A 12,225-nucleotide genomic window follows, 5' to 3' on the forward strand; every position below is an offset into this window, starting at 1 on the left:
GATTTTCAGATTAAATGTGAATAACCTCACCGTAAGCAGCAGCAGCAGCTTCCATGATAGCTTCAGAAACTGTTGGGTGCGGGTGGATAGATTTGATGATCTCGTGCCCTGTAGTTTCCAGTTTTCTTGCTACAACAGCTTCAGCAACCATATCTGTTACTCCATCTCCGATCATGTGGCATCCTAACCACTCACCGTATTTAGCATCGAAAATTACTTTGACAAATCCGTCTGTATTTCCGTTTGCAGTAGCTTTACCACTTGCAGAAAGAGGGAATTTACCTACTTTAATTTCGTATCCTTTTTCTTTAGCCTGTTTTTCAGTAAGACCTACAGAAGCTACTTCAGGGTGGCAGTACGTACATCCGGGGATATTGCCATAGTCGATTTTTTCAACGTGTAATCCTTTGATTTTCTCTACACAAGTGATCCCTTCTGCAGAAGCAACGTGAGCCAATGCCTGAGTTGGGATAAGGTCTCCGATTGCATAGTAACCCGGTACTGAAGTTTCATACCATTCGTTTACCAATACTCTTCCTTTATCTGTCTGAATACCAACTTCCTCTAGTCCGATGTTCTCGATGTTCGCCGCAATACCTACAGCAGATAACAGGATGTCAGCTTCAAGAGTGATATTTCCGTTAGCTGTTTTTACATTAGCTTTAACGCCTTCACCAGTTGTATCAACACTTTCTACTGAAGCGTTTGTCATGATTTCGATACCTGATTTTTTCAGAGATTTTTCTAAGTGTTTAGAGATTTCCTCATCTTCTACAGGTACAATGTTTGGCATAAATTCAACAATAGTAACTTTAGTTCCCATTGTATTATAGAAGTCAGCAAATTCTACCCCGATAGCTCCTGAACCTACAACGATCATAGATTTTGGCTGCTCAGGAAGAGATAATGCCTGTCTGTATCCGATTACTTTTTTACCATCCTGCGGTAAGTTTGGTAATTCTCTTGAACGGGCTCCTGTAGCGATAATGATATGAGTTCCTGTATACTCAGTTACTTTACCTTCTTTATCTGTAACAGAAACTTTTTTACCTTTCTGTACTTTTGCAGTACCAAGAATTACGTCAATCTTATTCTTTTTCATTAAGAATTCGATCCCTTTGCTCATTTTGCTGGCAACACCACGGCTTCTCTGAATTACGTTCGGGAATTCAAAGCTTGCCTCCACTTTATTCAAACCATAATCTTCAGCATGGTTGATATAATGAAAAACCTGAGCAGATTTCAATAAAGCTTTAGTTGGAATACATCCCCAGTTAAGGCAGATTCCTCCTAAATTTTCTTTCTCGATAATTGCGGTTTTGAAACCTAATTGCGCTGCTCTGATCGCAGTAACATATCCACCAGGACCACTTCCAATGACAATAATATCGTAATTCATTACTTTAAAAATTTTTATGCGAATTTAAGGAAAAATATTGGATGTTTCATTTTTCTGCAGGCTGATCTTAAAATGCATCAATAAGGCTATTTCTATTCAATTTTATATAAAGAAAGAGAACACAATAAGCATTCTCTTTCAATAAACTTTACTTTATATTAAAAATTTCTCAAAGTTGAAAATATAAAAAACGGCTTCTACATTTTAAATAACTGCAAAAAATCTATATTATCTCGCCTGTCTCAGTAATCGTTTTTCAGCCGCGTATCTTGCATTTAAAGCTTTCATCTGATCTCTCTTCATCTGCTTTGTAGCCAAAGGGTGGTTCAGAATCAGTTTTTTCTCGGTGTTATATTTTTTGGTAAGTTCCTGCATTTTAATATTCACCAGCTCATTCTTTGAAGGGTGTGGAGGAACTGGCGGATGCTTTTGCGCTGCAACATTCATGGATAAACCTAATAACAATACTGTTGAAATTAATAACTTTTTCATAATGTTCATATTTTTGAATGATTTCAACCAATCCAATAGTATCGATTAAATTCATTCCGGTTCATCATAAATCTTACATATATCATACCAATATTTTTTAAAAGAAATTAAAATCTACATCAAATCAATCATTCATCTGAAATTAAATATGCTGATAACAATCTATTTTTCATACCTTTATTTATCTTAAACAGCACTTATGAAAGCCTTGAAAAAAAACAATATCCCTAAAGACACCATATGGCTGAAGGAACCAGAAGACCATGATTTTCCGGCAGCCCAGGATTATCTGGAACTTCTGTTCAAGCCAGATGATGCACGAAAGCTGGTTGAAAAATTAAAAACGGCTCCTACTATTATCAAAAAATCGAAAGACATTTTAAGGGCCAGTAAACTTACTTTGCTTCCAGCAACTAATATTCACGTGAAAGAAAATCTTAAAAAAGTAGAAAAAAATAAAAAACTTTCGCCAATATTATTGGTCAGGGGACAAAATGAACTCATCATTGCAGATGGTTATCACCGCCTTTGTTGCAGCTACTATCTTACTGAAGATCTGGAGGTGCCATGCAGGTTGATATAATAATTTTTATCAACAACTCCTATCACAACGAAGGGATTTAACCAAAAATATTTAATTTATTCAGTATCAGTTGATTTTTTAGCTGTTTTTTTTATATTTTTGTTAGAAACCAAATATTTTAGTTATGAAAAAATACATTTCGATCCTTTTATTTGCAGTCGTTCCCCTAACTGCACAAGTTGGCATTAACACCACAACTCCCAATAGTACACTTGCCGTAAATGGTTCAATAAGAGCCGGCTATACTGAGATCACTGCCACAACCTACAATATTCTGGCTACTGATCATTATATCACTTATAACGGAACTGCCGATGCTACATTTATACTCCCTGTCATCGGAACCGGAACAGCGAGTTTTACCGGAAGAATTTATAAGATTAAAAACATTTCGCCTAATAATATTACGCTTCAGGCATCAAGTGGTAATACATTAAGGATTGACAACACTCCTGTCGCTTCTTTTGTAATTCCTACAGGAGCTTATGCTGAAGTGGTTAACAACAGTAATACTTCGGCAGGAACCTGGGATTTATCTTTTACAGTTCTTCCTAAGCCAAGCAACGTGGAAATTTACGGTACACAGCTCTTTATTCCTCCTCATGCACTCGGAACAGCAGCTCTTGCAGACTGGACCAATCATACTAATGCAGCCTACGACTCAGGTGCTGCAACAGACAGATGGTGGATAATAAGTAAAACATCTGTGGACAGAGCTCATACTGCCACCTCCTCCAATGCCAGCAGAATGACTATTGTATATGAATATCAGGGCACTCCTTTTAATGTTACCAATATGTATCCTATTCTTACGGCAGGAAACAACTCAAGTTTCCCGGATGTATTTACAGCATCATTTGTAAGCCTTGCCAATAATGGTACAGGCGGTAGAACAAGACTAACTGTATCTGTAGCCCGTGTAGATTTTATCGGTACTAACGGTACTAATAACAGTAACTGGGCAGGAACATTCTTATTGAACGTATTATTGGCCAGAAAATACTAAACAACTTCAGAAATATATACAAAAAGAGTAGAAAATTCTGCTCTTTTTTATTGTCATAAAACTTCAATATTCTGTTTTAAAGGAAGGTTCTTCGATGAATTTCCTATCATAATTCTGTAGGTTCCTTTTTCTACTACCCATTCCATTTTTTCATTCAGAAATTGTAGCTGCTTTACAGGAACTTCGATGGTGACAGATTTTGATTCTCCCGGCTGTAATTCTACTTTCTGAAATCCTTTGAGCTCAATAACCGGCCTTGAAACGGTTGCCAACAGGTCTTTGACATAAAGCTGTACCACTTCACTTCCGGCTTTTGTTCCTATGTTTTTCACATTCACTTTAGCCATAATTGTTTCACTTTCCGAATATTGGCTTTTGTTCAACTGCAAATCAGAGATTTCAAAAGTGGTATAGCTTAATCCGAACCCAAAAGGATATAAAGGTTCACCGCTCAGATCGTAATAATCATTTCCCCTTCCCGTTGGATGGTGATTGTATGACAAAGGCAGCTGTCCCTCTTCCACCGGGAAAGTAACCGGCAGTTTTCCGGATGGACTTTCAGCCCCGAAAAGTGTTTTTGCAACAGCATTCCCACCTTCTTCTCCAGGATACCAAATATCCAGAATTGCTCCAACCTTATCTTTCCATGTTGTCGTTTTTATGGCTGAACCTCCTATCAAAACAACTACAGTTGGCTTATTTAATTTTGAAACTTCATGAATAAAGGCTTCCTGATTTCCGGGTAGGCTCAAAGATGAACGGTCCTGAAATTCTCCTTCATGAATTCCTGCTGTAACAATGATGTAATCTGCTTTCTGGGCAAGATGTAAAGCTTCTTTAAATTCTTTCTGATAATCATGCTGCCCATAATTCCAGATCAGTTCCAGATTAGCTTCACCGCGGTTTTCATGAAACTCAATTTTAATATCGTATTTTTTCCCTTTTACAAAATCTAATCCAACTGTTTTTGTGGAATAGCTCAGCTTTTCCCATTGATCAATGATTAATTTTCCGTCCAGATACAGTCTGAAGCCATCATTTCCACGCAATCCCAATTGATATTTACCGGAATCCGGAGCCTCCAGTTTTCCGGTCCAGCGGATGCTGTAGTTATCCGGCTGAAGCTTTTCTGGATTCGGAGAATATAAAGTCCATTTAAAGTTGAACTGTTCGTCCTGTCTTTCAAATGCAGGATCTCCTTTTAAATCAGTATTGGAAAAATATCTACCTTTTAACCCTTTTTTATTTTCAGACGACAAATATTGATCAGAAACTGTGGTAAAATCTTTTACATTCCAGTCAATTCCTTTGGAGTACATGATCTCAATATCTTTATCTTTTACATAATTTTTAAGACCATCCAGAATACTTACTTTTTTATTTCCCGGACCTGAATATCCACCTAATCTTGCTTCTACAGCATCGGTTCCCACCACAAGAATTTTTTTTATATTTTCAGGAACAGGAAGTGTATGGTTATTGTTCTGAAGCAATACGAAGGACTCGGCAGCTGTTTTTTCTGCTAAGGGTTTGTGGTTAATTTTTTTTAATTCATCAATATCTTTTGATGATACGTAAGGATTTTCAAACAAGCCAAGTTCAAACTTGGCTCTCAGCACTCTTGAAACGGCATCGTCTATTCTTTCTTTTGAGATCCTTCCGTCCAGAAACGGAGGAATAAAAAGCTTGTAATGTTTATATTCTGTCTGAAAGATTACGTCAAGTCCCGCATTAATAGCCTGGGCAGAGGCATCATCATAATCTTTTGCTGTAAAATGCAGGACGTTAGCGCCTCCCACTGCACTTGCATCACTGATTACAAAACCTTTGAAATTCCAGTCTTTTTTTAATTTTTCTGTCAAAAGCCAGTGATTGGCCGTTGAAGGTCTTCCGTCAAGCAGGTTATAAGAAGTCATGACAGAGCGGCTTTTCCCTGTTGTAAAAGCGTTATGAAAAGGAATTAAATGGGTTTCCTCCAGATATCTTTTACTCCAATGAATCGGGTATGAATCTCTTCCTCCTTCTCCCACATTGGCTAAAAAGTGTTTGGGAGTGGTAATAATTCCCATATTTTCAAAAGAGCTGACGAAGTTTACTCCCATCACCGATGTTAAAAAAGGATCTTCTCCATAGGTTTCCTCTGTCCTGCCCCACCGTACATCATTAGCCAGGTTCACTACCGGTGTCAGAATCTGGCGGATCCCCCTTAGTTTTGATTCTTTTGCAATAGCTGCTGAAACTTTGTTCATCAAATCCGGATTGAAAGTAGCGGCCAGACCAATTGCCTGAGGAAAAGCGGTGGCTCCTTCTCTTACCAATCCATGTAATGCTTCATCAAAAGGAATAATCGGGATTCCTAATCTTGATTCTTCCACGAAATATTTCTGAATCGCATTGATTTTCTTTGCCAGTTTCCCGGCATCTTCATTGGCATTGTATTTCAGCAGTTGACCGGCAGCCCCACCTCCCTGGTTTCCGGCGCTTACCTGTAATCCAAAAATCCCGTGAACATATTGTTCTTTAGGAACATTATCCAAATCACCGGGAATCATAAAACACTGCCAGAACTTTTCTTCAGAAGTCATTCTCTTCAACAAGTCCTGAACCCTGGCTTCAACAGGTTGTGCGGGATCTTTATATAGAGGTTTCTGAGCGGAAATAATGACAACATTCAACAATAAAGCAATTCCCGTGAGTTTAAAGCTAAAAACTCTCATTATTGTGCAATTTGAATTACCGTTGCATATTTCAGGTTTTTCCTTTCTTCAGGCAATTTGATTTCAATGGTATTTGCTCCTGTTTTTTTCCACTGAATTTTTGATGAAATACCCAAGACTTTCAAGGATTTGGGCTTAAAATTTTCCGGAACAGTAAAAGTAAGCAAAGCTGGAGCCTGATATTCTGATTTTTCATCAAGATGAAAGACATTAACGGTATGATGGTCCTTGCTTTGGGTATAATAGTAATTTCCTTCGTGATAAGGTGCGATGCTTCTGGTGGCAAAAACAGCTGATCCATTTTTATCCATCCAGCCGGAAATCTGCTGTAATCTTTCATAAACGATAGCATCATAATCTCCGTTAGGTCCGGGAGCAATATTCATAAGGTAATTTCCTCCTCTTGAAATGATCTTCACCAGAGTTTCAATGATTTTTTGAGAAGTTTTATAGTTATCATTGGGAACGTAGGAAAAGGAATCTCCCATAGTGATACAGCTTTCCCATGGAATAGAAAGTGCGTGTTCCGGAACTGCCTGCTCGGGAGTCACATAGTTTTCCCATTTGCCGGGAACGGTACGGTCAACAATGATAATTCCAGGCTGATTTCTTCTTGCCATGGTTCCTATTTTGTCCATATCAATGTCCTGCTCTACTTTGATGGTACGCTGCCATTCTACTTTCGGATCTATGGTGTTGAAAGGGCGCACCCAGCCTCCATCAAGCCAAAGAATATCAACTTTTCCGTAATTGGAAGTAATTTCATTTAACTGATTGAAAGTAAATTTTTTAAAGTTCTCCCATCTTTCCGGGTATTTCTTCGGATCGTAATTGACATTTCTGTCTTTCGGCGGAAAGTAAGACCACCAGTAATCATCAGAATGCCAGTCAGGTTTTGAGAAATAGGCTCCTATTTTAAATCCTTCTTTCCGGAAAGTATTGAAGATTTCTTTCGTCACATCCGATTTTGGATTTTTTGAAAACGGGGATTTAGGAGAGGTAATTTTATAATCTGACTGTTGGGTATCAAACATGGCAAATCCGTCGTGATGCTTGGTAGTAAAAACTACATACTTCATTCCTGCTTTTTTTACAGCATCAGCCCATTTCTGAGGATTAAACTGAACAGGATTGAAAGTCGTCTGAAGATTTTCATAATTTTTTACATATTCGTAGTAAGATTTTCCGTGTTCAGGTTTTCTTTGAGTCCATGACTCGTCTTCAGGACATAAGCTCCAGCTTTCAACAATTCCCCACTGGCTGTAGGTTCCCCAATGCATAAACAGCCCGAATTTCATATCCTGCCATTGGTCCAGATTCTGGACAACCAGCGGATCTGTGGGTTTCTGATATCCTTCGGATACATTATGGGCTTGTGAAAATACTATTGAACTTATTAAAAAGGATGAAAGAAAAAAGGATTTTATTTTGGGGATAACCAACATATGGAATAGTTTTCCGCTAATTTAATTATCCTTTGGGACACCCGCAAACATTAGGATTCCAGAAGACTAATAATAGCATCATCAAAGCCGGGACAGGAAAACTGAAATCCACTTTTCATGAGCCTTTCCGGGTAACCGTTTCTACTTTTTAACAGCAGTTCGGTTTCTGTTTTCAGGAATATGGATGCAATTTCCAGCTGCCAGATGGGAGCGTTGAGTCCGAAAGGTGCTTTCAGTCCTTTTCTCAGTTTTTTCATCATGACTTCATTCGATAATGGTGACGGCGCAGTGATATTAACAGCTCCTGAAATATTTTCATGTTGAATAATCCAGTCTACGGCTTTACAGAAATCTTCAATGTGAATCCAGCTTACCATCTGGTTTCCCCTGCCCTGTTTTCCCCCTAATCCGAGTTTTGTAATCATTTTCAATTTAGGAAAAGCTCCGCCGTTATTTCCCAAAACAATAGAAGTTCGCAAAGCTACTTTCCGTATTTCATTATTTTGAACAGCAAAGAATTCTTTTTCCCAGCTTTTGCAGATGTTCATTGAAAAATCATCTCCGATAACTCCGTTTTCTTCTGTGTTCAGATGCTTTTCGGAATGAACGTAAATGGTTGCAGAGCTTGCATTCAACCATATTTTTGGCTTTTCAGAGCATTGATCCACTGCTTTCTGTAATATTCTTGTACTGTCAATTCTTGAGGAGTAGATTTCTTTTTTGTTTTTCTCATGATACCGGCAATCCACAGACTTTCCTGTAAGATTGATCAGAACATCTGCATTTTCAAGGCTGTTTTTCCATTCTCCTATGGTTTGGGCATCCCAATAGATTTCATTTTTACGTTTTGGATTACGGGTCAGAATATATACATGATCTCCTTTTTCTGTAAAGTATTTTTCTAAGCTTTTACCAAGAAATCCGGTGCCTCCGGCTATGATTATTTTCATTGTTTTAAAGTTTAAAGTTTCAGATTCAATGTTTAAGGTTTTAACCACAGATTTCACAGAGGTGTATGTTTAAATGTTTTTACACGTATAAAATCGAAGATTTTGAAAACTTTTATAACTTTTGTGGTTAGTTTTTCCCGCAGATGCCACAGATTTTATGGATGATTGTGGACAGGGTTCCATTGATCTTTGGATTTTTAGCTGATATATTTTTTGGTTTTAACCTGAACTTCTGATCCTTCTGCTAACATGACAGAAATAGGGTCCTGATGATTCAGACATTCAAAATTATTTCCATAATTTTTTTGAAAATCAATGTCCAACTGATGGTCTTTTATAGTATAGCAGTCCCATTTCGGATGGCATACTTCATATTCGGAAGTGGTATTTCCCTTTTTTGTAAAGCCAAAATAATGCTCTGTGATAAATTCAAATTCTGAGTTTGCTTCCATAGGTCTCGGTGTATTTTCTGCAATAATCTGAATGGAATGCCAGTTTTTATCTTTCCATGAATACCGGATCAGCAGCTCATCTTCTTTTTGATGAATCAGGTTTTTCATCGGCATGGTATGATAATTTTCTTTGTAAATGGTATTAGCGACAAAGCTTAATGCCGGTCTGGGAACAATTTCTTTAATAAATACAACACCCCTTTTCCAGGCTCCTTTTTCTTTTTTCTTTACATAAAATCTTAAATTTACCTCTCCAAAATTCCGGTGAAAAGGAACTGGCAGCTCCAATAGTTTAGTATTTAAAAACATAAATCCTACAAGACTTACATAACATTTGCCTTTATAAAAATCTAACTCTGTCCCTTTTGGAAGGTATGGGAGCAAAATTTCAGGATTGATCTCATAATTGATGATGGCCAGTTTTCGCCATTCTGCTTTTAAAAAGTTCATAACTGTAATTTTTAGCATTAAAAAACTGCAATTCCGTCCCGAAGGGAAGATTCTGCAATCGTTTTGATCATTTCATTTCTTTGAATCAGAAATTTTTTGAGATAGCCTCTGAGAAAAATAGCATTGAATAATTTTCCAATGATACCTAAAGGAGATTCAAATTCAAAAATATCTGTCATGAGTGTTTTTCCGTTTACAGATTTAAAAATATGCCTGTGGCGCATAGATTTGAAAGCACCTTTCTGCATGACATCAATGAACTGAAACGGTTTTTCCATGCTGACAATTTTTGTAGTGAGATTTTGATAAATGCCCAGATGTTTTGCCCTCCAGGTAACAGTTTCATTTTCTTCAATCAAACCTGAAGTACGGCCTGCAATTGCTTTCTCATGGGATTTTGAGGTTGATTGCTGGTGCAAATCTATATTTCTCGCCAGATCAAAGACATAATGAATATCTGCGTTGATTACGGTGTTTAAATAGATGGTTGACATTTCAAATGGTTTTATGATTGTTAGCGTTTTACTTTATAATGATCCTTTTCTTGTGAAATAAATAACCAGGAACAGGTGAATGATTAGATTTTTCATAATTTAAATTTTGAGAGATGTATTATAAAAACTAATTGCCTTTGTAGGTTGTAGTTTTATCAATTGTCAATTTTTCTTTATTCAATGCATGTTTACGTCCTTTTAGGAATAATAACAGATTCAGAAGCATCATTATTCCTAAATAGATTGAAAATCCTCCGATCTTTTTACTCAGCGCTACTACCAGCCTTTCCACACTTTCAATTTGAAAGAATTCTATAATACATAAAGCAAAACCAATATTTAAAAGATAAAAACCTATTTTAAAAAGAGAGTTGGTAGCCATTGCGATATCTGTTTTCTGGTGGAAAATGTCGATCATGAATGTCTTTGAATTTTTAAATAAAAATTGTGATACCAATACTGTAAGCGTAATTACGATTGGTAAATAGATCATGTACGCTGAAAAATTGTACGTTGCGGTTAAAACTGTAGTTGCCATAATGATATTATTTTAATGTTAATTTATTTCTTAAAAAGTAAAGCATGAAAATGTTGATATAGTGCAATACACAAAGAATCAAAACGATACTTCCAACTCTCGTTGCTGTAATACTTATCATTTCTTCCAGACTGTTTATTTTGTTCCAGGTTGTAAGATTGATAGCGATATATCCTAAATTCAACAAGTAATAACACCTAAGAAGTATCCTGTTAATTGTCAGACAGATACCTTCATCATGAAGCAGATATTTTAAATACGCTTTTCCTTCATGGTAACACCTTCTTCCTACATCAATCGTTATATACGAACTGATAGTTAAAAAGAGTATATACGAAATAATATTGAACATTTTATAAATTTTATATTTTCAGTAATTTATGAAAGTTTATAGGAAATAAAAAAGGATTTTCATCCTTTGATTATTGTAGTTTATTTTTCTTAAGATACTCTTTTATACCAGACCATATAGAAAACTTGCAGGTGCTATCTCTAATCGTGTCTGATTTTCCTTTATTATAGAAAATATATACATCTCTGGTAGTACAATCACCATCTTTCGGGATTTCCCTTATTTCATTTTCAGTTTTTACAAAATAAGCCCATGTTGTTTTATCTATCGCTTTTAGATTTCCACCTTCCTGGCGGATAAAAAAATGATTATTTTTATTTATAACAGTTATTGAGTCTTTTTCCTGATGAAAGCAACCTGTAGATTTAAAGACCAATTTTGCTTCTGAATCTTTTAGGTTTTCAAAAACTGATTTGTTATTTTTTTTAACCAAGCTGTCAAGAGCGATTCTTATTCTGTACGTTTTAGATTCATCTACTTCTATTTCTTTTCTGATAGTTTCTCCAAAATTGTTTTCGTACACAAATGAGTATTTTCCTTCTTTTATGCTGTCCAGTTTTATATTAGAATTTAAAGACAGGGCATACTTTTCAGGTTCTAAAATTTTGAATATCTTTTCATCCTTGTAAATTTCAATCTTATACAAATCATTTATCTTATGATTATAAGGATCAGAATTTTCTTTATAAATTTCAAAACCGGCATTCACATTTTTCTGGCAACTGATTATTAAAAAGCCTGAAATGAATAATAAAAGAAGATTTTTCATGTGTGGAATCCTTCTTTTATTTCAACAGATTGGTAATCTTCCCTACCAGCCAGTGGTCATCACTTTTGATGGCCAGGTCCATAATATTATTGATTTTTCCGGTTACAGAGCTGAAGTCATTCATCAGCTTGATGAATTCCTGAGCTTCTTCCGAATCTTTATCCTCAATATTTTTTAATTCTTCCAAAAAAGAAATTACAGGTTCTATTTCTCTTTTTCTGCGCTCTTTGGTAATCTGTTTGAACAGGTACCATACATCTTTTTCTGCCACGAAATATTCTTTTCTGTCTCCTTTTATCAGTTCTTTTTTTACAATTCCCCAATCGATCAGGCCGCGAAGGTTCATATTGGCATTTCCTCTTGAAATTTCCAGCTGTTCCATCACCTCATCAGTAGAAAGAGGTCTGTTGCTGGCCAAAAGTAATGCATGCACCTGTGCCATTGTACGGTTAATTCCCCAATTGGTAGCAAAGGTCCCCCAGGTTTGGATGTATTTTTCTTTGGCTTCTGAAAGCTGCATGTTATCTGTTTTTTAAATTCCTGTAACAAATGTAATTATAATTTTTGAATTTTCAATA

At 36.2% G+C, this 12,225-nt stretch carries 13 protein-coding genes; 2 read left to right on the forward strand and 11 right to left on the reverse strand.

Annotation, left to right across the window (positions count from 1 at the left end; translation table 11 throughout):
* Nucleotides 1-10: 10 nt before the first annotated feature.
* Both lpdA and EL165_RS08575 read right to left on the reverse strand, forming a co-directional pair.
* A complete protein-coding gene (gene lpdA / locus EL165_RS08570; RefSeq protein ID WP_002977818.1) occupies nucleotides 11-1,399 on the reverse strand; it encodes a dihydrolipoyl dehydrogenase in 1,389 nt (462 codons plus the stop codon).
* Nucleotides 1,400-1,627: 228 nt separating this feature from the next.
* Nucleotides 1,628-1,891 (reverse strand): hypothetical protein, encoded by a 264-nt coding sequence (locus tag EL165_RS08575; protein WP_126358607.1) that lies wholly within the window; start codon nucleotides 1,889-1,891, stop codon nucleotides 1,628-1,630.
* Between the two features lie 199 nt (nucleotides 1,892-2,090).
* Here EL165_RS08575 and EL165_RS08580 point away from each other — a divergent pair, with 199 nt between their 5' ends.
* A complete protein-coding gene (locus EL165_RS08580; RefSeq protein WP_002977815.1) occupies nucleotides 2,091-2,474 on the forward strand; it encodes a hypothetical protein in 384 nt (127 codons plus the stop codon).
* Nucleotides 2,475-2,598: 124 nt separating this feature from the next.
* Nucleotides 2,599-3,480, forward strand: coding sequence for a hypothetical protein (locus EL165_RS08585; RefSeq protein ID WP_002977814.1), 882 nt, complete (start codon nucleotides 2,599-2,601; stop codon nucleotides 3,478-3,480).
* Between the two features lie 53 nt (nucleotides 3,481-3,533).
* Here the strand turns inward: EL165_RS08585 and EL165_RS08590 are convergent, their stop codons facing one another.
* The 9 genes from EL165_RS08590 to EL165_RS08625 all read right to left on the reverse strand — a co-directional run bounded on the left by EL165_RS08590 (nucleotide 3,534) and on the right by EL165_RS08625 (nucleotide 12,167).
* Nucleotides 3,534-6,197 (reverse strand): beta-glucosidase, encoded by a 2,664-nt coding sequence (locus EL165_RS08590; RefSeq protein ID WP_002977813.1) that lies wholly within the window; start codon nucleotides 6,195-6,197, stop codon nucleotides 3,534-3,536.
* Nucleotides 6,197-7,642, reverse strand: coding sequence for an alpha-L-fucosidase (locus EL165_RS08595; RefSeq protein ID WP_002977812.1), 1,446 nt, complete (start codon nucleotides 7,640-7,642; stop codon nucleotides 6,197-6,199). The genes EL165_RS08590 and EL165_RS08595 overlap by 1 nt, the downstream gene beginning before the upstream one ends.
* 50 nt (nucleotides 7,643-7,692) lie before the next feature.
* Nucleotides 7,693-8,592 carry a TIGR01777 family oxidoreductase gene (locus tag EL165_RS08600; RefSeq protein WP_041461668.1) on the reverse strand — a complete coding sequence of 300 codons (900 nt, stop codon included), beginning with the start codon at nucleotides 8,590-8,592 and terminating at the stop codon, nucleotides 7,693-7,695.
* Nucleotides 8,593-8,789: 197 nt separating this feature from the next.
* Nucleotides 8,790-9,494 carry a YqjF family protein gene (locus EL165_RS08605; RefSeq protein WP_041461667.1) on the reverse strand — a complete coding sequence of 235 codons (705 nt, stop codon included), beginning with the start codon at nucleotides 9,492-9,494 and terminating at the stop codon, nucleotides 8,790-8,792.
* A gap of 17 nt (nucleotides 9,495-9,511) precedes the next feature.
* Entirely contained in the window at nucleotides 9,512-9,988 is a 477-nt protein-coding gene (locus EL165_RS08610; RefSeq protein WP_002977809.1) for an SRPBCC family protein, read from the reverse strand.
* A 127-nt stretch (nucleotides 9,989-10,115) separates the two neighbouring features.
* Complete coding sequence (locus tag EL165_RS08615; protein WP_002977808.1) at nucleotides 10,116-10,526, reverse strand: hypothetical protein; 411 nt, start codon at nucleotides 10,524-10,526, stop codon at nucleotides 10,116-10,118.
* Between the two features lie 7 nt (nucleotides 10,527-10,533).
* A complete protein-coding gene (locus tag EL165_RS25795) occupies nucleotides 10,534-10,878 on the reverse strand; it encodes a hypothetical protein (RefSeq protein WP_041461424.1) in 345 nt (114 codons plus the stop codon).
* Nucleotides 10,879-10,948: 70 nt separating this feature from the next.
* A complete protein-coding gene (locus EL165_RS08620; RefSeq protein ID WP_126358608.1) occupies nucleotides 10,949-11,587 on the reverse strand; it encodes a hypothetical protein in 639 nt (212 codons plus the stop codon).
* Nucleotides 11,588-11,663: 76 nt separating this feature from the next.
* Nucleotides 11,664-12,167, reverse strand: a complete 504-nt coding sequence (locus tag EL165_RS08625; RefSeq protein ID WP_002977805.1) for a GbsR/MarR family transcriptional regulator — start codon at nucleotides 12,165-12,167, stop codon at nucleotides 11,664-11,666.
* Nucleotides 12,168-12,225 lie beyond the last annotated feature (58 nt).

Source organism: Chryseobacterium gleum, assembly GCF_900636535.1.
GTDB lineage: Bacteria > Bacteroidota > Bacteroidia > Flavobacteriales > Weeksellaceae > Chryseobacterium > Chryseobacterium gleum.